The following is a 20823-nucleotide window of genomic DNA, read 5'->3' as shown; positions in this document are numbered from 1 at the left end:
GGGGCCCCCGAAAGGACGACGGTGTTCGATTCGACCCAGCTCTCCCCGCCCGAGCGCGCCGAGGCGGAGACGACCCCTGCCGGACCGGACCTCCTCTTGGCGGTTCGCGAGCGCCTCGGCGCCGTCGACGACGAGTTCTCCGGCCGCCTCGACGAGCACCTCCCGCGCCTGGTCGATCTGCTCGCCACGGTGTACGCCGGCCGCGACGACCTCGAGGACCAGCTCGTCGCGATCGTCGAGCTCGCCGCCGCCTCCTGGGAGGAGCGGCCCGAGGAGCTCCGCGCGCTCGACCGCGCCCGCGAGCAGCACCCGACCTGGTTCCTCTCGAACAAGGCTCTGGGCGGGGTCTGCTACGTCGACCGCTACGCGGGCGACCTCGAGGGGCTGCGCGCCGAGATCCCGTACTTCCGCGAGATCGGCCTGAACTACCTGCACCTGATGCCGCTCTTCGATGCGCCCGAGGGCGAGTCGGACGGGGGCTACGCGGTCTCGAGCTACCGGCGCGTGCGACCGGGCCTCGGCGACATGGAGCAGCTCCGCGGGCTGGCCTCCGAGCTGCGCGAGCAGGGCATCGCACTCGTGGTCGACTTCGTCTTCAACCACACCTCGAACGAGCACGAGTGGGCGCAGCGCGCGCTCGCCGGCGAGCAGCGCTTCGAGGACTACTACTGGATCTACCCGGACCGGGAGCAGCCCGACGCCTTCGAGCGCACGACCCGCGAGATCTTCCCGGACGACCATCCCGGCTCCTTCGTGCAGCTGGAGGACGGGCGCTGGGTCTGGGCCACGTTCCACCGCTACCAGTGGGACCTCAACTACTCCAACCCCGAGGTGTTCCGGGCGATGGCGGGAGAGATGCTCTTCCTCGCCAATCAGGGCGTCGACGCCCTGAGGATGGACGCGGTCGCGTTCATCTGGAAGGAGCTCGGCACCACCTGCGAGTCGCAGCCGCAGGCGCACCTGCTGCTGCGCGCGTTCAACGAGGTCTGCCGCCTGGCCGCTCCGGCGCTGCTGTTCAAGTCCGAGGCGATCGTGCACCCCGACGAGGTGATCGAGTACATCGACGTCGAGGAGTGCCAGCTCTCGTACAACCCGCTGCAGATGGCGCTCACCTGGGAGGCGCTCGCCACCCGCGACGTCCGTCTCCTCTCGCAGGCCCTCGAGCGCCGGCACGCCCTCCCCGAGGGCACGGCCTGGGTCAACTACGTGCGCGGGCACGACGACATCGGCTGGACCTTCGCCGACGAGGACGCCGCCGAGCTCGGGATCGACGCGGCCGGCCACCGCCGGTTCCTCAACGACTTCTACACGGACCGGTTCGACGGCACGTTCGCCCGCGGAGTGCCGTTCCAGGAGAATCCGCGCACCGGCGACCGCCGCGTCTCGGGCACCACCGCGTCCCTCGCCGGAGTGGAGGCGGGCGACGCCTACGGGATCGACCGCGTGCTGCTCGCGCACTCGATCGCCCTGAGCACCGGCGGGCTGCCGCTGCTCTACCTCGGCGACGAGGTCGGCCAGCTCAACGACCACGGCTACCTCGACGACCCGACGACGGCCGGCGACTCGCGCTGGGTGAACCGGCCGCGCCGCCCCGCGGAGCGCTACGACGAGCGCGAGGTCCCGGGGACGGCCGCGAGCGAGGTCTTCGGCGGGCTGCTGCACCTCATCGCCGTGCGCAAGGCCGTGCCGATGTTCGCGGGCACCGAGCTGAGCGTCTTCGACCCGGTCAACGACCATGTGCTCGGCTACCAGCGCCCCGGCGACGGGGAGTCGGTGCTCGTGCTCGCGAACGTGTCGGACGAGGTCCAGGAGGTCGCGGCCGAGCGGTTCGTCGGGTTCGCCGCGGAGGCGGTCGACCTGGTCACCGAGATCGCGGTCGACCTGCGCGAGGGCTTCCGTCTCGCTCCGCTGCAGTTCGTCTGGCTGAGGGTGACCCCGGCCTGATCGGCCCGCGCGACGCCCCCGGCGCGGGGGCCGTCGCCGGTACCCTGGGGCGGATGACTCCCGCTCCCCGTGCCCTGATCGCCCGCCTCCGCACCGACGCGCGACTCGCGCGCAAGGTGGGCGGCGAGCTGCTCGCGGCTCGCCGGGCCCGCCACGCGGTGACCCGGCTGCTCGCGGAGCGCGGGCCGCTGCCCGAGGGCCGGTTCGAGATCGGCGTCTACTTCGCCGACGGCGACATCAACCTGTACCAGCTGCGGCAGTGGTACCGGCCGCTGGCCGAGCTGGCGGAGACGCACCCGGTCGTGCTGCTCAGCCGCAACGCCGGCGCCGCGGAGGTGCTGCTGCGCGAGAGCCCGGTCCCCGTCGCCTACGTCCGCTCCGTCGCCGACCTCGAGGGCACCATCGCGAGCCAGCCGCTGCGGATCGTGCTCTACGTCAACCAGAACGCCCGCAACTTCCAGATGATGCGCTACGGGCGCCGCTGGCACGTCTTCGTCAATCACGGCGAGAGCGACAAGATGTACATGACGACGAACCAGTTCAAGGCGTACGACTACAGCATGATCGCCGGGGACGCCGCCCTCGCCCGGCTGCGCCGCGTGCTCTGGGACTACGACTTCGACAGGCGCGCCCTCGCCATCGGCCGTCCTCAGGCGGACCACTTCGCCGGCGCCGTGCCGTTCACGCCCGACGAGCGCCGCGTGGTGCTCTACGCGCCGACCTGGGAGGGCGACCGCCCCGCCGCGGGCTACGGCTCGATCCGGAGCCACGGCACGGCCCTGGTGCGCGGGCTCCTGGCCGACCCGCGGTTCCGGCTCGTCTACCGCCCGCATCCCCGCAGCGGCGCAGTCGACTCCGACTACGCCGCGGCCGACCGGGCGATCGTCGCGATGATCGCCGCCGCCAACGCGGCCGATCCGCGCGCCGGTCACGTGCACGACACCGGTGCCGAGCTCGGCTGGCAGCTCGCCGCCGCCGACCTCGCGATCCTCGACGTGTCGGCGATGGTCTACGACCGTCTGGCCACGGGGCGCCCGCTGCTGGTCACCCGGCCCGTCAGCGCCGAGGCCGAGGTCGACGAGAGCGGCTACCTCGGCGACGCGGAGTGGCTGCACGCCGAGGACGCCTCCGCGATCATCGCGCGGATCGACAGCGCCGAGCACGATCCGGAGTCGGTCGAGCGGCTGGAGCGCTGGGTGCACCGCTACTTCGGCGACACGTCGCCCGGAGCGGCCACGCGGCGCTTCCACGAGGCGATCGAGCACCTGCTCACCGAGTGGGAGCGGCACGCCGCTCTGCACCGGGGCGACGGCGCGGTCGACGACCACGATCCGGAGGGCTGAGCGGGCGGGAGCACCGCTCGAGCGGCCGCGTCAAGGGTGGGCCGGTCGCCGGGTGGCCTCCCGGCGCCCCGCTACGCTCGTCCCATGATGACCCCGCGCGCCTTCGCCCGCTCCCGCCGGCGCCGGTCGGCACCCGCCCAGCCCGCGGTCGAGCCGGACATCGTGGTCTCCGCCGACCCGGAGAAGCCGGTCTTCACGATCCGTTCCTTCCGCATCGGCCTGTTCGGCGCGCTCGGCGTGCTGGTGGCGCTCGTCCTGGGCGGCCTCGTCGTGCAGCTGGGCACGGTGCTGACCTACATCTTCGTGGCGCTGTTCTTCGCGCTCGGCCTCGATCCGCTGGTCTCCTGGCTCGAGAGCAAGCGCCTGCCGAGGCCGCTCGCGATCACGGCGGTCTTCGCCGCGGTGGTGCTGATCTTCGCCGGCCTGCTGGTCTACATCATCCCGATCCTGGTCGAGCAGCTGACGATGTTCGTCACGAGCGCCCCGCAGATCGTCACCGACATCGCCTCGCAGCAGTGGGTGCTCGACCTCGAGCAGCAGCTGCGCGGCGTGATCGACATCGACGAGCTGATCGAGAGCGTCCAGAGCTTCATCGGCAACCCCAACAACCTGCTCTCGCTCGGCGGCGGACTGATCGCGGTCGGGACCGGGATCGCCAGCGGCGTGACCGGCGCCGTCATCGTGCTGATCCTGACGCTGTACTTCCTCGCGTCGCTGCGCTCGATGAAGGCCGTCGCCTACCGCTTCGCCCCCGCCTCGCACCGCGCGAAGGCGCACGAGGTGGGCGACGAGATCACCGGCGCCGTGGGCCGCTACGTGGTCGGCCAGGTCTCGCTCGCCGGCGTGAACGGCGTGCTCACGTTCATCCTGCTGCTCTCGATCGGCGCCCCGGTGCCGGCGCTGCTGGCCTGCGTCGCGTTCCTCGGCTCCCTGATCCCGCTGGTCGGCACGCTCTCGGGCGCCGTGATCATCTCGCTCGCCTGCCTCCTGGCCTCGCCGCTGACCGCGCTGGTCGCCGCGATCTACTACCTCGTCTACATGCAGGTCGAGGCGTACCTCCTCAGCCCCCGCATCATGAACAAGGCCGTCTCGGTCCCCGGTGCGGTCGTCGTGATCGCGGCGGTGGCGGGCGGCACCATCGCGGGCGTGCTCGGCGCCCTGGTCGCGATCCCGGTCGCGGCCTCGGTGATCATCGTCGTGCAGAAGGTCGTCTTCCCCCGTCAGGACGCCAAGTAGCGGACCGCACCGCGACGGCCGGTCCGCTCAGCGCCAGGGCGGCACCGCGCCGTCGACCGCAGCGTTGAAGCGGCGGACCGACTCCGGGACCGCGACGCCCTCCTCAGCCGGCACCGGCGCGAGTGTGCGGGTGACCAGCGGCACGACGCCCGCCCAGACCCCGGCCTCCGGCTCGTCGCCGGCTCCGTGCGCGCGCACCTTCAGGCTCGCCTCGGCCAGGGGGAGGCGCAGCACCAGCGTGGCCGCGATCTCGCGGGCGGTGCTCGCTCGCACCTCCTCGTCGCGCCCCGGGAGGAGGCGTGCCACCAGCAGATCGAGGGCCCGCGCCTTCTCCTCGCCCTCCAGCGCCTCGGCCCGGCCGATCACCATCGCCGAGCGGTAGTTCATCGAGCTGTCGAAGGTGGAGCGGGCGACGACCAGTCCGTCGACCAGCGTGACCGAGGCGGTGAGGAGCGAGTGCCGCGCCGCCTCCCGCAGCAGTCCTCCGCCGCTCGACCCGTGCAGCAGGAGGGAGTCGCCGTCGCGGGCGAAGAGGATCGGCAGCACGATCGCGGCGCCGTCCCGCACGACGGCGACGTGGGCGACGAGCGCCTCGTCGAGCAGGGCGTGCAGCTCGGCGGGATCGGTGCGCTGGCGGTCGCGGAGACGGGAGACGCGGGTGCGGTCGGTGACGGGGAGGCTGTCCATGTCGGAATCGTCCCGCGCCGACTGGATCTGCCAGGATGCCACTGGGCCGCGATCGGAGTGGTCCAGAGCGGAGCGGTCGATGGCGTCGGGCGATCTGGAGATCCCGCTCCTCCTCGGGCCGTCGCCGCGCGGCTCGGTCCGCGCCGGGCTCGCCGAGGCGCTGCGCCAGGCGGTGCTGGACGGGCGCTACCGGGCGGGCGATCCGATCCCGTCGAGCCGCGTGCTCGCCGAGCGGCTCGGCGTCTCGCGGGGCTCCGTCGTCGCCGCGGTGGATCAGCTGGTGGGGGAGGGCTACCTCGTCGCCCACCCGCGCGCAGCGGTGACGGTCGCCTCCGACGGACTGCTGGCGACGGCGCCGCAGGAGCCGCGGCCGGAGTCCCGGGAGACCGTCGTCCCGCCCGCCGCGGCGGACCTGAGGCCGGGCCGGCCGGACACCCGCGCCCTCGACACCCCGGAGTGGCGGGCCGCCTGGCGCCTGGCGCTCGCCTCGCCGCCCTCGGCGCCTCCTCGGGGTTCCGGGGACCCGGCCCTGCGGGAGCAGATCGCCGAGCAGCTGCGCCGGTCCCGCGGCGTCGACGTGCAGGCGTCGGACGTGGTGGTGACCAGCGGCACCGCGGGCGCCGTCGCGCTCCTGGCCCGCGCCGCCTCGGCCTCGCTCGGACGCGAGGTGCGCGTCGCCGTCGAGGACCCCGGCTACCCGGCCGTCCGGCGCCGCCTGCGCGCCGACGGGCACGAGGTCGTCGGCGTCCCGGTGCGCGGCGACGGCATCGACCTCGACGCTCTCGCGAGCTCCGGCGCGGACGTGGTCGTCGTGACTCCGTCGCACCAGTACCCGACCGGAGGCAGGCTCGCCCTCGCCGAGCGCCTGGAGCTGGTGCGCCGCGCGTCGGCCGGCCCCCTGCTCGTGGTGGAGGACGACTACGACAGCGAGTTCCGCTACGTCGGCGCCCCGCTGCCCGCGCTCGCCTCGCTCGACTCCGGCGGCGGAGTCGCCCATGTCGGGTCGTTCTCGAAGACCGTCTCGCCGTGGCTCCGCATCGCCTACCTGGCCGTTCCGCCGGCGTCCTGGCTCCGCGCGGCGCTGGCCGGCCTCGACGACGAGAAGGACGCCTCCGCCTCGGGTCCGACGCAGGCGGCGCTCGCGCAGTTCATGGCGAGCGGGGCGTTCCGGAGGCATCTCACGCGCTCGAGACGGCGCTACGCCCACCGCCGTGAGCTGGTCCACGCATTCGGGGAGTCGGTGCCGTGGGGGCGCGCAAGCGGACTCGACGGGGGTCTGCACGTCGTCCTCTCCCTGCCCGCGCCTCTGGACGCGCACGCCGTCGCGGCCGCGCTGCTCCGGGAGGGACTGCTCGTCGCCACTCTGCACGAGTACGCCCTGTCGGGACGGGCTGCGACCGAGGCGCTGGTCCTCGGCTACGGCCATGTCGGCGACCTCGAGCTCGCTGCGGCCCTGGACCTCGTCGACCGGACCGTCCGCGCGCTCGCCGCCGGGGCCGTCCGTGGTATCCCTGGAGGATGACCCGCGACTCCGCCCTGCACATCACCGACGATCCCGACGCCGACGCGCTGCTCAGCCGCGACCCGCTGGCGCTGCTGATCGGGATGCTCCTCGACCAGCAGGTCGCGATGGAGACGGCCTTCTCCGGGCCCCGCAAGATCGAGGAGCGCCTCGAGGCGGAGGGCGCCTCCTTCGACGCCGCGTCGATCGCGGGCTTCGACGAGGACGCGTTCTCGGAGCTCTGCCGGACTCCGCCCGCGATCCACCGCTACCCGGCGAGCATGGCGGGGCGCGTGCAGGTCCTCTGCCGCGCTCTGGTCGACGACTGGGACGGCGACGCCGCGGCGGTCTGGACGCGCGACGAGCCCGACGGCCGCACGGTCCTCGCGCGTCTGAAGGCGCTGCCCGGCTTCGGCGAGCAGAAGGCGCGGATCTTCCTCGCCCTGCTCGGCAAGCAGCGCGGATTCTCGGGGGAGGGCTGGCGCTCGGCCGCGGGCGCCTACGGAGAGGAGGGCGCCTTCCGCTCGGTCGCCGACATCGTCTCTCCGGAGTCGCTGACGAAGGTCCGCGCCACCAAGCAGGCCGCGAAGGCCGCCGCCAAGGCGGAGAAGTAGGGCCGGGGGCGGCGGCCGGATGGATCGAGCGCTCGACGACGGTCCCGGTCGCCGTCTCCGCAGTCGCAGGCCGAGCAGCCCGACCCGATGATCCCCGCCGCCACCGCCCGGCTGCGCTTCCGTGAGATGACCGCCGAGGACCTCCCCGACATGGCGGACCTGCTCGGCGACCCGGTCGTGATGCGGTACTACCCCGCGCCGAAGGACCGCGAGCAGGCAGCCGCCTGGATCGAGTGGAACCGGCGCAACTACCGCGAGCACGGCTTCGGGCTGTGGATCGTCGAGACCCTCGACGGCGAGTTCGTCGGCGACTGCGGGTTGACCTGGCAGCGCGTCGACGGCGGGATCGAGCTCGAGGTCGGCTACCACGTGCGGGCCGGTCTGCACGGCCGCGGCTACGCCACCGAGGCGGCTGCGGCCTGCCGCGACCTCGCGCTCGCCCACCGCCTCGCGGGACGACTCGTGGCGCTCGTGCACCCGGACAACGCCGCCTCGAGGCGCGTCGCCGAGAAGACCGGCCTCCGCGTGATCGCCGAGGACCGCGACGGCGGCGGACTCGTCCGCACCGTGCTCGGGATGCCGCTCGTCGCGCCCGGGCGCCGGCCTCGGGAACGCTGACCGAACGCCTCCGACGGCTCCGGACCATCGCGCGCGGAGCAGGCCCTGAGCTGGAGCAGATCCTGAGCTAGATCCGGTCCTCCAGCGCCGCGATCAGCGCCGCGCGGTCCTCGCGGAGGATCGAGGCCCCGCCCCCCGGCACGGTCCGCACCTCGACGCCGCGGCCGGCGAGGACGCCGCCCAGCGAGCCGTGGCCCAGCGGGTCCTCCGGCATCACGGCGAGCGTCGCCACGGGGAACGTCTCGGGGGCCTCGGCCGCACCCCGTGCCGTCAGCCCGACGGCGGAGTCCTGCTCCCAGAGCGCGTGGGCCGACACGTCGAGCTCGATCTGCTCGTCCGTCCAGATCGGGTGGCGGTGGCGGAGGGAGTCGGCGTCGCCCTTCTCGACGTGCGCGACCGAGCCGCCGCGGTGGAGCGCGCCCGCCAGTCCCCGGGCGTCCGAGAACGCGGGGTCGAGCAGGACGAGCCGGTCGGCGCCGTACTCGGGGGCGAGCCGGGCGGCGACGACGGCGCCGAGGCCGTGGCCGATGACAAGGTCGGGGGTCTGCAGCACCGAGGCGCGGACGTCCGACGCCCAGCGCTCCGGCGAGTACACGGGCGACGCCGGCGAGCCGCCGTGACCGGCGAGATCGGGGGCCACCACGCGGTAGCCGTGCTCGTGCAGCGTCGGGACCAGGGCGTACCAGATCCGGGAGTCGGAGCCGAGGCCGTGGAGGAGGAGCGCCGTCCGCTCGCCCGTTCCGCCGTAGTCGCGGACGAACAGCGCCAGCGGCTCGGCCGGCGCGGCGGCCAGCGCCTTCCGCTCGGCGCGGGTCGGCTCGAGCACGAGGGTGTTGCCGAACGCCTGCGGTGCCGGCCCGAACGCATCGCGCGCGCTTTGGATCACCTTGCGGCCGAGCATCGCGTTGCCGACGCCGCCCAGTGCCGCTCCGATCCCGAACGGCATCGCCCGGCCGACCAGGCCCGCGCCCTGCTGGGCGAGGAAGTGCTTGGCGAAGGACTTCTTGGCGCGGTCCGCCAGCTCGCCCACGAGGAAGGACGGCAGGCCCTTCGTGACCACGGAGCCCCAGTACTGGTTGAGGCCGCTGCCCCCGCCGACGGCCTGCCCGGCCACCTGGCGTACCATCTCGCTGCCGGAGGAGCCCATCATCAGCGTGAGCACGAGGGCCCGCGCGCGGTCCGGGTCCTCGAGCGGGATCCCGTGCACCTCCGTCACCGACTGCGCGAAGAGCGCGCTCGCCTCCAGGAACCCTGCGGCTCCCGCGCCGGAGAGAGCCACCGAGGCGGCCGTGCCGATGCCGGGGACGACGGCGGTCGCCCCGATCGCCGCGCCTCCCGCGGCCACGCTCGAGAGGTACTGCCGCTCGAGCGACGTGATGATCTGCTCCGGAGTCGCCCCGGGACGCCGGCGCCGCAGCAGGCGGATGTTCGCCAGCACGGCCGGGCGCTGCACCGCGAGGAGCCGGTCGAGCAGCTTCGCCAGCTGCGCGTTCTCGGAGCCGTCGGCCTGCTCCACCTCGCCGGCCCTCTCCACGGCGCGCTCGCGCTTGCGGTCCTTCTGGGCCATGTCGTGCACTCCTGCGTCCTCGGGTGCCGCGTGCGAGAGGGGTCAGCCGTCGGAGACGGTGCCCTGGACGGGCGGGCCCTCGGCCGGCGCCGTGCTGCTCCGCGGTGTCGGCGCGTAGTCCTCAGCGTAACGCGCGAGCACCTCCTCGATCGGCGCGTCCAGCACCAGGCGGCCCTTGTCCAGGTAGAGCCCGCGCGTGCAGAAGCGGCGGAGGTCGCGCTCGTTGTGCGAGACGAAGAAGAGGGTGCGGCCGGAGGCGAGCAGCTCCTCGATCCGCGCGTAGCACTTCTCGCGGAACGCCCTGTCGCCGACCGCGAGCACCTCGTCCACCAGGATGATCGGCTCCTCGAGCCGCGACACGACGGAGAAGGCGATGCGCACCTTCATCCCGCTCGAGAGGTGCTTGTAGGGGGTGTCGAGGAAGTCGCCGATCTCGGCGAACTCGATGATCGAGTCGAAGCGCGCGTCGACCTCGCGCTTGGACATCCCGTGGAGACCCGCGGTCAGGTAGACGTTCTCGCGGACGCTCAGGTCGGCCACGAAGCCGCCGGTGATCTCGATGAGCGGAGCGACGCCCCCGCGCACCTCCACCGCGCCCTCGTCCGGCAGCACCACGCCGGCGACGAGCTTGAGCAGCGTCGACTTGCCCTGACCGTTCCGGCCGACGACACCGATGGCCTCGCCCGCCCGCACCTGCACGTCGAGCCCGCGGAGCGCCCAGAACTCGCCGGGCCGCGAGCGGCGGGACCGGCCGGCGAAGAGGTCCTTGAAGGAGCGGCGGCCCCGCCGGTTGCGGCGGAAGCGGATCCCGAGGCCGCGGCACTCGATGACCACCGGGGCGTCGGCCATCACAGCTCCTTCAGCACCGCGCGCTCGGAGCGGCGGAAGACGACGAGGCCCAGCGCCAGCACGAGCACCGAGATGCCCGCGGAGGCGAGGATGAGCGGGACGTCGAGCTCGCTCTCGAAGAACGCGGAGCGGTAGAGGGCGAAGATCCCGCTGAGCGGGTTGAGCGCCGCGAGCGGCCGGATCTGCTCCGGCAGGTTGGCCGTGGAGTAGATGATCGGCGACGCGTAGAAGAGGAACCGGAGGACGAGCTTCACGGCCCGCTCCAGATCGCGGAAGAACACCACGAGGGGGGCCACCAGCAGACCCACGCCGAGCGTGAGCACCGCCTGCAGCAGGATCGCCACGGGGAACAGCAGCGCCGCCCAGGTCAGGTGCGCGCCGGCGATCACGGCGAAGAGCACCAGCACCGGCAGGCTCGCCACGAACTCGATGCCCTTCGAGAGCACGATCCGCCCGACCCAGATGGTCCGCGGGATCGACGTCGACCGCACCAGCTTCGCCTCGCGGAGGAACGCGCGGGTCGCGTCGGAGGTCGCCTGGTTGAACCACATCCACGGCAGCAGGCCCGCGAGCAGGAAGACGATGTACGGGTCCTCGCCGACGGTCCGCTGGAAGACGACGGTGAAGACGAAGAAGTAGATGCCCGACATGACGAGCGGGTCGAGCACCGACCAGACGTAGCCGAGCGCGCTCGTGGCGTACCGGACGGTGAGGTCGCGCCTGGTGAGCAGCCAGAGGGAGTGGCGGTAGCGCCAGGCCCGGGAGCGCCGGTGGCGCAGCGCCGTCTCGGTCGCGAGGGTGTCGGCCGTGCTCACTGCGCGACTCCTCCCGTCGGCTCCGCTCGAGCCGGGGGAGGAGCCGGGAGCGTCAGACGAAGAGGTTCGCGCGCTCGAGGTCCTCGGCGAAGTCCACCTCGACGGCGTAGAGGTCGGAGATGTCCATCGGCTCGACGAGCAGGCGGTCCTGCTCGATCGCCAACTCTATGCCACGCTCGAAGTAGTCCTGGGCGTCGACCCGGGCGAGCTGGCGCACCAGCGCGGCCTTGTCGGAGGCGGACACGTAGTTGATCCCGACCGCCTCGCCGAGGCCGCCGCGCACCGTCTTGGAGAGCTCCTGGATGAAACCTTCGGCGCTCGTCGTGTACTTGACCTCCTCGTCCGACACCTTCGAGGTGTTGACGGTGACGAAGGAGACGTCCTTCGCGATCAGCGCGGCCGCGCGGTCGAGGATGCGCGGGTCGAAGACGACGTCGCCGTTCATCCAGAGCACGCCGCCCTGCCCGCTCGCCTGCAGCGCGCGGAGGAGGCTCTTGGAGGTGTTGGTCTGGTCGTACTGCTCGTTGTAGACGAACGTCGCCGAGGGGAAGGCCTCGATGATGTGCTCGAGCTTGTAGCCGACGACGATGCTCACCGGGACCTTCGTGCCGAAGGCGTGGTGGATGTTGTCGAACTGCTGCTGCATGATCGTGCGCCCGTCGCTGAGCGGCGTGAGCGGCTTGGGGAGGGAGCGGCCGAGCCGGCTGCCCATCCCTGCGGCGAGGATGACGACGGTGGCGGGGCTGCTGCTCGTCGAACCTGTGTGCATCATCGTGTGTTCTCCTCGAATTAACCGCTGCGTCTCGATCTGATCGACTCCTCGGGTAGAGACCTAGTGTACAGTTCACGCCCCCCGGGGCCAGGGTGGTTGACCTCTCGCCGTGTCGCCGGGTGTCGGCGCGGGCGCCGGGGGCCCGCGGGCGAGTTGGTACCGTAGCCGGATGACGTCCGTGACGAACGCCGAGCCCGCTGAGGGTGCCGCGGATCCGGACGGCGCCTCGCCCGTCGTCTTCGAGCTGCACCAGCTGACCCGGACCTTCGGGAGGACGGTGGCGGTCGACCGCATCGACCTGGCCGTCCGCGCGGGGACCTTCTACGGGATCATCGGCCCGAACGGCGCGGGCAAGACCACCACGCTCTCGATGATGACGGGCCTTCTGCGACCCGACACCGGCCGCGTCCTCGTGCACGGCGTCGACGTCTGGAAGGACCCGTCGGCCGCGAAGCCGCTGATCGGGGTCCTGCCCGACCGCCTCCGGCTGTTCGACCGGCTCACCGGCGCCCAGTTCCTCGCCTACTCCGCCGCGCTGCGCGGCATCGACCTCGCCACGGCGAAGCAGCGCACGGTCGAGCTGGCCGAGGCGCTCGGCCTCTCCGACGCGCTGGAGCGCCTGATCTCGGACTACTCCGCGGGGATGGCGAAGAAGGTCGCCCTCGCGGCGGCGATGATCCACGCCCCGCGCGTGCTGGTCCTCGACGAGCCGTTCGAGTCGGTGGACCCGGTCTCCTCGGCCGCCGTGATCACCGTGCTGCGCCGCTTCGTCGAGGGCGGCGGCACCGTCGTCCTCTCCAGCCACGGGCTCGACTTCATCGAGCGCGTCTGCGACGACGTGGCCGTGATCGTCGGCGGGCGCGTGCTCGCCTCCGGGACGGTCGCGGAGGTCGCCGGCACCGCGACGCTGGAGGAGCGCTTCCTCGAGCTCGCGGGCGGCAAGCAGATCGCCGAGGGGCTGCAGTGGCTGCACGACTTCTCCGGCTGAGGATCGACGTCCTCCTGGGCGCGTTCCGCTCCGGGCCCGCGCGCTCGGCCGGCGCGGTCCTGGGCGTGCTCGTGGTCGTCGCGGTGACGGCCCTGCTGATCGCGGCGATCGGCGCTCTGCGCTCCTCGGACGCGGCGGCGGGCGTACTCGTGACCGCCGGCGGCCTCGTCTCCGTCGGCTTCCTGGTGCTGCCCTTCCTGCTCGGCCCGCTCGACCCGATGGATCCGCGCGCGTTCCGCCTCTTCGGCCTTCCGCCGCTCCGCCTCGCCGGGGCGCTCGCCCTGGCCGGCCTCGTCTCGGTCCCCACGCTCGCCCTGCTGGTGGTCGGGCTCGCGAGCGCGCCGCTCGTCCCGGGCGCAGGCGCCTTCGCCGTGGTCGGCCCGCTCCTCGCGGTGGCGACGGCCTCGCTGTTCGCGCGGATCGGCCTCGCCGCCTCCGCCGCCCTCGTCCCCTCCCGGACCGCCCGCGAGCTGCTGGCCGTCCTCGGCCTGGTGCTGATGCTGGGCGGTCCCGCAGCCCTCGGCGCCGCCGCGCTGGTCGACACGGGGGACACCCCGGTGCTCGAGCGCTGGGGCGCGGCGATGGGGGCCACTCCGTTCGGCGCGGCGTGGATGATCGCCCCGGCCGCCCGGACCGGCGACGCGCTCGGCCCGCTCCTGCTGGCCCTGGCGACGCTCGTCGCGGCGGGCGCGCTCTGGTGGCTCGTCGTCCGCCTGCTGACGGAGCGCCCCGAGCGCACGCACCGGCCGCCGCGCGGCCTCCGGCTGGGCTGGTTCGACGTCCTCGGCTCGACCCGGACCGGCGCGATCGCGGCGCGCAGCATCACCTACTGGCTCCGGGATCCGCGCTACCAGGCGTCGCTCGTCGCCGTGCCGGTGCTGCCGGTCGCGGCCCTGCTGCTGCTCGCGGTCGTCGGCGTCCCCTTCCCGCTGCTCTCGCTGCTCCCGGTCCCGCTGATCGCGCTGTTCCTCGGCTGGTTCCTGCACAACGACGTCGCCTACGACGGCTCGGCGTTCTGGCTCCACGTGGCCGCGGGCGTCCGCGGCTGGTCGGACCGGCTCGGCCGAGCCTTCCCGACCCTCCTGCTCGGCGTGCCGGTCGTCGTGCTCGGCTCGCTGATCAGCAGCGCGACCTCGGGGCTCCCCGATGCGCTGCCTGTCGTGCTCGCGGTGAACACCTGCCTCCTGCTCGTCCCCGCCGGCGTCGCCTGCGCCGTCTCGGCACGGCTCGCCTATCCGGCTCCGCGCCCGGGCGACAGCGCGTTCACGCAGCCCCAGGCCCCCGGAGCCAGCGGCGCCGGTCCGCAGTCCCTCGCGTTCGGCCTGGGGCTGCTCCTCTCGGCTCCGGCCGTGGTGCTCGGCGTCCGGGCCCTGTTCGTCGACCCGGAGGCGGCGGGCGACGCCGTGCTCGTCGGCTTCGGCAGCGCCGTGGTCGTCTTCGCCCTCGGCGTGCTCCTCGGCGGCCGGCTGTTCGAGCGCCGCGCGACCGAGCTGGTCGCGTTCACCAGCCGCTACTAGCGCCGCCCGATCCGGAGCGCACGGCCGCGGGCCCGGGCTCCGCGCGTAGGATCGTCGGCATGATTCCGCGCGTCCAGAACAGCAGCACCGACCCCCTCGAGGGAGGCGGAGGAACCGCCACGCTCGACCGCGAGCTCGAGGAGCTCCTCAACCAGGAGTCCATCGAGCCGGGCGACCACGAGCGCTTCTCCCACTACGTGCCGAAGGACAAGATCCTCGAGAGCGCCATCACCGGCAAGCCGGTCCGCGCGCTCTGCGGCAAGAAGTGGCTCCCGGGCCGCGACCCGGAGAAGTTCCCGGTGTGCCCGGCCTGCAAGGAGATCTACGCGAAGATGAAGTGAGCTCCCGCCCCGCTCACTCGTAGCGGGTCGGGATGACGGGCTCGCCGCGGCCGAGCCGGAGCGCGTCGATCGGCAGCTCGAGGACCGCGTTCGCGTGGTGCGCGCGGGCGGCCGCCACTCCCTCGATGCCGAGGTGCTCGGGACGGATCGTCCCGTCCTCGATCAGGGGGACGAGCAGCGCCCGCTCGCCCTCGCCGACGGCGCCCTCGGGGCCGGCGCCCACGTGCACGACCTCGGCCTCGGCGATCCCGTCGTCGGAGAGCAGACGGCCGGCGGCCTTCCGTCCGCCGATCGACGCCTTCGAGACCGACTTCTTCGCCACCGCGACCCACTCGCCCGCGTCGTCCTCGTGCGCGACCAGCTTGTAGACCATGCCCGCCGTCGGGTGGCCCGAGCCCGTCGCCACCGAGGTGCCGACGCCGTAGGAGTCGACCGGTGAGGCCGCGAGCGCGGCGATCCCGTACTCGTCGAGGTCGTTGGTGACGGTGATGCGCGTGCCGGTCGCGCCGAGCGCGTCCAGCTGCTGCCGGACGGCGGCCACCTGCTGGGGGAGGTCGCCGGAGTCGATGCGCACAGCGCCGAGGCCGGTGCCGGCGACGCGGACCGCCAGGTCGACGGCGGCCGTCACGTCGTAGGTGTCCACCAGGAGGGTCGTGCCGGGGCCGAGCGCGGCGACCTGCGCGCGGAAGGCCTCCTCCTCCGAGTCGTGGAGGAGCGTGAAGGAGTGCGCGGAGGTGCCCATCGTGGGCACGCCGAAGCTGCGGCCCGCCTCCAGGTTCGAGGAGGCGCCGAATCCGGCGATGTAGGCGGCGCGAGCCGCGGCGACGGCGGACCGCTCACCGGCGCGGCGCGAGCCCATCTCGGCGACCGGTCGCCCGTCGGCGGCCGAGACCATCCGCGCGGCGGCGCTCGCCACGGCGCTGTCGTGGTTGAGGACGCTGAGCACCAGGGTCTCCAGCAGCACGCCGTCGGCGAAGGGCGCCTCGACGATGAGCACGGGGGAGCCCGGGAGGTAGACCTCGCCCTCGCGGTAGCCCCAGACGTCGCCCCGGAAGCGGTAGTCGGCGAGCCAGTCCAGCGTGCGGGAGTCGACGACGCGGTTCTCGCGGAGCCAGGACAGCTCGTCGTCGCCGAAGCGGAAGCGCGAGATCAGCTCGAGGAGCCGGCCGGTGCCCGCGAGCACGCCGTAGCGGCGTCCGGGCGGGAGGCTCCGGGCGAACACCTCGAACATGCAGCGGCGGTCGGCGGTGCCGCTGCCGAGGGCGCCCTCGACCATCGTGAGCTCGTACCGGTCGGTGAGGAAGGCCGTGGAGTCCATCCGCTCAGTGTTCCACGGCCGCCCCCGCGCGGCCCAGGCGCGGGTGCCGGGGCTTGCGCACGCCGCCGGGCCCGGGAACGGCGTGCGGCCGGGACCGGGCCGCAGGGCGCGGGTAGGCTGTTCCTCCGTGACGGACGCACCGCTGGGCATCTTCGACTCCGGAGTCGGCGGGCTCACCGTCGCCCGCTCCGTGATCGACCAGCTGCAGAACGAGTCGATCGTCTACCTCGGCGACACCGCGCACTCGCCCTACGGGCCCAAGCAGCTCGCCGACGTCCGCGCCTACGCCCTCGACACCCTCGACACGCTGGTCGACCAGGGCGCCAAGCTGCTCGTCATCGCCTGCAACACCGCCTCGGCCGCGATGATGCGCGACGCCCGCGAGCGCTACACGCTCGGCCGCGGCATCCCGGTGATCGAGGTCATCCAGCCCGCCGTCCGCAGCGCTGTCCGCGACACCCGCAACCGCCGCGTCGGCGTGATCGGCACGGTCGGGACGATCCGCTCCCGCGCCTACGACGACGCCTTCGTCGCCGCGCCCGACCTGCAGCTGTTCACCGCCGCCTGCCCGCGCTTCGTCGAGTTCGTCGAGGCGGGCGTCACCTGGAGCGACGAGCTGCTCGCGGTGGCGGAGGAGTACCTCGCGCCGCTCAAGGCCGCGGGGGTCGACACGCTCGTCCTCGGCTGCACGCACTACCCGCTGCTGCGCGGTGCCATCGCCTACGTGATGGGGCCGGACGTCCGCCTCGTCTCGAGCGCCGAGGAGACCGCGCTCGACGTCTACCGGACCCTCGTGGCGCACGGCCTGCAGCGCACCTCCGCCGCTCCTCCGACCTACCGGTGGGAGGAGACGGGCTCGAGCGACTTCGTCCGCCTCGCCCGCCGCTTCCTCGGTCCGGAGGTCTCGAGCGTCGACCTCGTCGAGACCGGCACCATCAACCTGCGCGAGCTCGACCGGGCCGCGCTCCCGCACGATCGAGGGAGACCCGAGTGACCGACAGCACCGCATCGAAGGCCGCGCGCAAGGACGGGCGGGCGCCCGACGAGCTGCGCACCGTGACGATCGAGCGCGGCTGGAGCACCCAGGCCGAGGGCTCCGCGCTCGTCTCGTTCGGGAACACCAGGGTGCTCTGCACCGCCTCCTTCACGAACGGCGTGCCGCGCTGGCTGCAGGGCAAGGGCAAGGGCTGGGTCACCGCCGAGTACGCGATGCTGCCCCGCTCCACCAACTCCCGCATGGACCGCGAGTCGGTCAAGGGGAAGGTCGGCGGGCGCACGCACGAGATCTCCCGGCTGATCGGCCGGAGCCTGCGCGCGGTGGTCGACACGAAGGCGCTCGGCGAGAACACCCTCGTCATCGACTGCGACGTCCTCCAGGCCGACGGCGGCACCCGCACCGCGGCGATCACCGGCGCCTACGTGGCGATGGCCGACGCGATCGAGTGGGCGCGGGGCAAGAAGTACGTGGGGCAGAAGGCGCAGCCGCTGATCGACAGCCTCTCGGCGGTGTCCGTCGGCATCATCGACGGCGTGCCGATGCTCGACCTGGCCTACGTCGAGGACGCGCGCGCCGAGACCGACATGAACGTCGTCGTCACGGGACGCGGCCTGTTCGTCGAGGTGCAGGGCACCGCCGAGGGGGCCCCGTTCGACCGCCGCGAGCTCGACGCCCTGCTCGACCTCGCGGTCGCCGGTGCCTCCGACCTCGCCCGCATCCAGGCCGAAGCGCTCGCCGCGGAGCCCGGAGCGTGAGCCTGGACCTCGTCCTCGCCACGCACAACGCGGGCAAGGTGGAGGAGTTCCGCGCCATGCTGGCCGGCACGCTCCCCGGAGTCGGCGTCCGCGGCTACGACGGACCCGAGCCCGTCGAGGACGGCGTGAGCTTCGCCGAGAACGCGCTGATCAAGGCGCGCGCGGCGGCGGCGCACACCGGCCTCGTGGCGCTCGCGGACGACTCCGGGATCTGCGTCGACGTCCTCGGCGGCGCGCCGGGCATCTTCTCGGCCCGCTGGTCGGGACGCGCGCACGACGCGACGGCCAACCTCGAGCTCCTCCTGGCGCAGCTGCACGACGTGAAGGCGGAGCACCGCGGTGCGCACTTCAGCTGCACCATCGCCCTCGTGGTGCCGGACTCCGTGCTCCCCGGCGGTCAGGAGACGGTGGTCGAGGGCCGCTGGGACGGCGCGATCGCGACGGCCCCGCGCGGCGCGAACGGCCACGGCTACGACCCGGTGTTCGTCCCCGAGGCCGGGGCGCTCACGGCGGCCGAGCTCGCTCCCGAGCAGAAGAACGCCCGGAGCCACCGCGCCCGCGCCTTCACCGCGCTGCGCGCCGAGCTCGCCGCCCTGTCCGCCCGGCTCTGACCCCGGCGGGTTCCCACCGCGGGATGCCGCTCCGGTGCACGCCTGTCGGCGTGCCGCGTGCCGGAGTGGCGTCCCCCGGAGGCGGAAGTCAGGACTTCGGGTGCTTGTCGTCCAGGGTGTCGGCGTCGAGCACGTAGGCGGCCGACTCGGTCGAGTCGGTCTCGGGGTCGGCGGCGAGCTTCGCCTTGCGCTGCTGCTGGAAGAAGTGGAACAGCGTCGGCACCAGCGCGAGCACGACCGCGCCGATCAGGATCACGTCGATGTAGTGCGAGACGAAGTCGGCGACCGGCGGGATGAAGGCGAGCAGCCATCCGATCAGGGTGACCCCGCTGCCCCAGATCAGGGCGCCGATGAGGTTGTAGAGGCTGTACTTGCGGTAGTTCATGTGAGCCACGCCGGCCGCGATCGGCGCGAAGGTGCGGACGATCGGCACGAAGCGCGCGAGGATCACGGCGAGGCCGCCGAAGCGCTCGAAGAACGCGTTGGTCCGCTTCACGTTCTCGATGCTGAAGAAGCCGGACTCCTTGCGCTCGAAGATGCGCGGGCCGGCCTTGTGCCCGATCAGGTAGCCGACCTCGCCGCCGACGAAGGCCGAGAACCCGACGGCCAGGCAGATGACCCAGATCGGGACGCCGAGGCCGCCGTTCGACGCGTTCTCGTGCGCCAGCAGGCCCGTGATGATCAGCAGCGTGTCGCCCGGGAAGAGGAAGCCGATCAGCAGTCCGGTCTCGGCGAACACGATGAGGCAGACCACGAGCACGCCCCAGGGGCCGAACGAGGTCAGGATCGTCTCCGGATCGAGCCAGGGGACGAGGGCGGCGTGATTCAACGGATCTCCAGTCGACGGGGGCCGGTGGCCGGTCGGCGGTCACGCGAGCGCGCTCAGCGTACCGGCCGATCCCGTGCGGAAGGAGGGACTCGAACCCTCACGCCTCTCGGCACAGGAACCTAAATCCTGCGTGTCTGCCATTCCACCACTCCCGCGTGCGGGCTCCAGTGTAGGAGGAGGGCCCCGCGCCTCAGCCGCGGGAGGCCGCCCGGGGGAGGTACCGCGGGATCCAGCGGGCGAGCGCCCCCGCTCCGCCCAGACCGAGCACCCCCATCACGACGGCGGCGAAGGGGAGGGAGATCAGGGCGGTGAGCGCCGACACGACGATCGGGGCGGCGGCGTTGCCCGCGTCGCCGGTGAAGCGGAACGCGCCGAGGAACGGGGCCGGATCGGCGGGGGGCGCGAGATCGGCGCCGATGGTCATCAGGATCCCGGAGCCGATGCCGTTCGCGGCCGCGAGCACGCAGGCCACGGCGACGAACCAGGGCACCGGATCGAGGGCGAGCACCGAGGCGGCGAGGGCGAGGTGGCCGAGCCCGAGGCCGATCATCGAGGGGATCGCGGTGGCGCCCCGGCCGAAGCGGTCCATCAGCTGGCCGCCGGCGTAGAAGAGGGCGAAGTCGAGCGCGCCGGCGATGCCGATGATGATCGCGGTGTCGGTCTCGGCGAGCCCGATGCTCACCGCCCAGAGGGGGAGGATCAGCGTCCGGCTCGCCCGCAGCGCCCCGATCACGGCGGCGCCGGTCCCCATCCGAGCGAGGACCCCGCGGTGCTCGCGCAGCGTCCCGAGCAGCGACTGCGGCGACTCCGGGACGGTCGCCGACGCCTCCGCGGCGACCACGTCCCCCGGAGCGGCGCGGTCGGCCGCGGCCTGCGCCCGCCGCAGCACCGTCGCGGGGTCGGGCACGAGCAGCAGGACCACGACCGCCGCCACGCAGCAGACGATGTGCACCCAGAAGACGGACTCGACGGAGCCGGTGAGGTGCACCACCCCGGCCGCCAGGAACGGGCCGATCAGCCAGCCGGCGCGGAACGCCCCGGCGAGGGCGCTGAGCGCGCGGGCGCGGTGCGTGATCGGGACGAACGACGTCATGAACGCGTGCCGCGCCAGCGCGAAGACCGCGGTCGCGAGGCCGATCACGAAGACGCCGATCGTCAGCCCGACCCATGACGTCGAGAGCAGGCACACCACGAGCCCGAGGATCGACGCGGCCGAGGCTCCGAGCATCGCGCCGCGCTCGCCGATCCGCGAGACGATCCAGCCGCTGGGGATGTCGCCCGCCAGCTCGCCGATCATGATCATCCCCGCCACGAGGCCCGCCAGGGCCAGCGTCGCGCCGAGGTCGCCGGCCGCTGCCGGCAGGAGGGGGATGATCGCCCCCTCGCCGATGGAGAAGAGGAGGGTGGGGAGGAAGGTCGACAGCAGCAGCGGCCCGACGGGGAAGGGGCGCGGAGCGGTGCTGGTCACCGTCCCCAGGGTACGCCCGGGCCGGAGGGCGGCCCCCGGCCCCCGGTAGTCTG

Annotated in this window: 20 protein-coding genes and 1 tRNA gene; 12 read left to right on the top strand and 9 right to left on the bottom strand. The window is 73.4% G+C overall.

The window, feature by feature from the left end; genetic code table 11:
* Positions 1–21: 21 nt before the first annotated feature.
* The 3 genes from C5C29_RS06685 to C5C29_RS06675 all read left to right on the top strand — a co-directional run bounded on the left by C5C29_RS06685 (position 22) and on the right by C5C29_RS06675 (position 4523).
* Positions 22–1944, top strand: coding sequence for an amylosucrase (locus C5C29_RS06685; RefSeq protein ID WP_374953990.1), 1923 nt, complete (start codon positions 22–24; stop codon positions 1942–1944).
* 53 nt (positions 1945–1997) lie between these two features.
* On the top strand, positions 1998–3287 hold the full coding sequence (locus C5C29_RS06680; protein WP_258062262.1) for a hypothetical protein: 1290 nt from the start codon (positions 1998–2000) through the stop codon (positions 3285–3287).
* A gap of 84 nt (positions 3288–3371) precedes the next feature.
* Entirely contained in the window at positions 3372–4523 is a 1152-nt protein-coding gene (locus C5C29_RS06675; RefSeq protein ID WP_244229611.1) for an AI-2E family transporter, read from the top strand.
* Between the two features lie 27 nt (positions 4524–4550).
* Here the strand turns inward: C5C29_RS06675 and C5C29_RS06670 are convergent, their stop codons facing one another.
* Positions 4551–5210 carry a pyridoxamine 5'-phosphate oxidase family protein gene (locus C5C29_RS06670; RefSeq protein WP_104223576.1) on the bottom strand — a complete coding sequence of 220 codons (660 nt, stop codon included), beginning with the start codon at positions 5208–5210 and terminating at the stop codon, positions 4551–4553.
* Positions 5211–5289: 79 nt separating this feature from the next.
* On the opposite strand from C5C29_RS06670, the gene C5C29_RS06665 reads away from it, so the two are divergent.
* From C5C29_RS06665 to C5C29_RS06655, 3 genes are all read left to right on the top strand, one after another.
* The gene (locus C5C29_RS06665; protein WP_181074935.1) at positions 5290–6732 is read left to right on the top strand and encodes a PLP-dependent aminotransferase family protein; all 1443 of its coding nucleotides are present in this window, start codon (positions 5290–5292) and stop codon (positions 6730–6732) included.
* Entirely contained in the window at positions 6729–7325 is a 597-nt protein-coding gene (locus C5C29_RS06660) for an HhH-GPD-type base excision DNA repair protein (protein WP_104223574.1), read from the top strand. Before C5C29_RS06665 ends, C5C29_RS06660 begins: the two co-directional genes overlap by 4 nt.
* Before the next feature lie 87 nt (positions 7326–7412).
* Entirely contained in the window at positions 7413–7943 is a 531-nt protein-coding gene (locus C5C29_RS06655) for a GNAT family N-acetyltransferase (protein WP_104247834.1), read from the top strand.
* A gap of 67 nt (positions 7944–8010) precedes the next feature.
* Here C5C29_RS06655 and C5C29_RS06650 read toward each other — a convergent pair whose 3' ends face one another.
* The 4 genes from C5C29_RS06650 to C5C29_RS06635 are packed head-to-tail and all read right to left on the bottom strand — an operon-like array spanning position 8011 to position 11943.
* Positions 8011–9510 (bottom strand): alpha/beta fold hydrolase, encoded by a 1500-nt coding sequence (locus C5C29_RS06650; protein WP_104308141.1) that lies wholly within the window; start codon positions 9508–9510, stop codon positions 8011–8013.
* A 42-nt stretch (positions 9511–9552) separates the two neighbouring features.
* Positions 9553–10359 carry an ABC transporter ATP-binding protein gene (locus tag C5C29_RS06645; RefSeq protein WP_104226963.1) on the bottom strand — a complete coding sequence of 269 codons (807 nt, stop codon included), beginning with the start codon at positions 10357–10359 and terminating at the stop codon, positions 9553–9555.
* Entirely contained in the window at positions 10359–11174 is an 816-nt protein-coding gene (locus C5C29_RS06640; RefSeq protein WP_374953048.1) for an ABC transporter permease, read from the bottom strand. The genes C5C29_RS06645 and C5C29_RS06640 overlap by 1 nt, the downstream gene beginning before the upstream one ends.
* Before the next feature lie 52 nt (positions 11175–11226).
* Positions 11227–11943, bottom strand: coding sequence for an NTP transferase domain-containing protein (locus C5C29_RS06635; RefSeq protein WP_104226983.1), 717 nt, complete (start codon positions 11941–11943; stop codon positions 11227–11229).
* A 172-nt stretch (positions 11944–12115) separates the two neighbouring features.
* Between C5C29_RS06635 and C5C29_RS06630 the strand changes: the two genes are divergently transcribed.
* The 3 genes from C5C29_RS06630 to C5C29_RS06620 are packed head-to-tail and all read left to right on the top strand — an operon-like array spanning position 12116 to position 14792.
* On the top strand, positions 12116–12934 hold the full coding sequence (locus tag C5C29_RS06630) for an ABC transporter ATP-binding protein (RefSeq protein WP_104223570.1): 819 nt from the start codon (positions 12116–12118) through the stop codon (positions 12932–12934).
* Complete coding sequence (locus C5C29_RS06625; RefSeq protein ID WP_104308140.1) at positions 12910–14451, top strand: ABC transporter permease; 1542 nt, start codon at positions 12910–12912, stop codon at positions 14449–14451. The genes C5C29_RS06630 and C5C29_RS06625 overlap by 25 nt, the downstream gene beginning before the upstream one ends.
* A gap of 59 nt (positions 14452–14510) precedes the next feature.
* Positions 14511–14792 (top strand): DUF3039 domain-containing protein, encoded by a 282-nt coding sequence (locus C5C29_RS06620; RefSeq protein WP_104223568.1) that lies wholly within the window; start codon positions 14511–14513, stop codon positions 14790–14792.
* A 13-nt stretch (positions 14793–14805) separates the two neighbouring features.
* Here C5C29_RS06620 and C5C29_RS06615 read toward each other — a convergent pair whose 3' ends face one another.
* Positions 14806–16110, bottom strand: coding sequence for a nicotinate phosphoribosyltransferase (locus C5C29_RS06615; protein ID WP_104308139.1), 1305 nt, complete (start codon positions 16108–16110; stop codon positions 14806–14808).
* A 127-nt stretch (positions 16111–16237) separates the two neighbouring features.
* Here C5C29_RS06615 and murI point away from each other — a divergent pair, with 127 nt between their 5' ends.
* Genes murI through rdgB form a run of 3 tightly spaced genes read left to right on the top strand, consistent with a single transcriptional unit; the run spans position 16238 to position 18473 of the window.
* Complete coding sequence (murI, locus tag C5C29_RS06610) at positions 16238–17104, top strand: glutamate racemase (RefSeq protein WP_104308138.1); 867 nt, start codon at positions 16238–16240, stop codon at positions 17102–17104.
* A complete protein-coding gene (gene rph / locus C5C29_RS06605) occupies positions 17101–17862 on the top strand; it encodes a ribonuclease PH (RefSeq protein WP_104308137.1) in 762 nt (253 codons plus the stop codon). Before murI ends, rph begins: the two co-directional genes overlap by 4 nt.
* Positions 17859–18473: an RdgB/HAM1 family non-canonical purine NTP pyrophosphatase gene (rdgB, locus tag C5C29_RS06600; protein ID WP_104308136.1), complete on the top strand. Its 615-nt coding sequence runs from the start codon at positions 17859–17861 to the stop codon at positions 18471–18473. Before rph ends, rdgB begins: the two co-directional genes overlap by 4 nt.
* Positions 18474–18561: 88 nt before the next feature.
* On the opposite strand, the gene C5C29_RS06595 is transcribed toward rdgB, so the two are convergent.
* The 3 genes from C5C29_RS06595 to C5C29_RS06585 all read right to left on the bottom strand — a co-directional run bounded on the left by C5C29_RS06595 (position 18562) and on the right by C5C29_RS06585 (position 20770).
* Positions 18562–19302 (bottom strand): DedA family protein, encoded by a 741-nt coding sequence (locus tag C5C29_RS06595; RefSeq protein ID WP_104223563.1) that lies wholly within the window; start codon positions 19300–19302, stop codon positions 18562–18564.
* A 74-nt stretch (positions 19303–19376) separates the two neighbouring features.
* A tRNA-Leu gene (locus C5C29_RS06590) sits at positions 19377–19457 on the bottom strand.
* Between the two features lie 35 nt (positions 19458–19492).
* Positions 19493–20770, bottom strand: a complete 1278-nt coding sequence (locus C5C29_RS06585) for an MFS transporter (RefSeq protein ID WP_258069469.1) — start codon at positions 20768–20770, stop codon at positions 19493–19495.
* Positions 20771–20823 lie beyond the last annotated feature (53 nt).

Source organism: Rathayibacter sp. AY1H2 (genome assembly GCF_002931985.1).
Classification (GTDB): Bacteria; Actinomycetota; Actinomycetes; order Actinomycetales; family Microbacteriaceae; genus Rathayibacter.
This window is presented reverse-complemented; position numbering and strand designations above follow the sequence as displayed.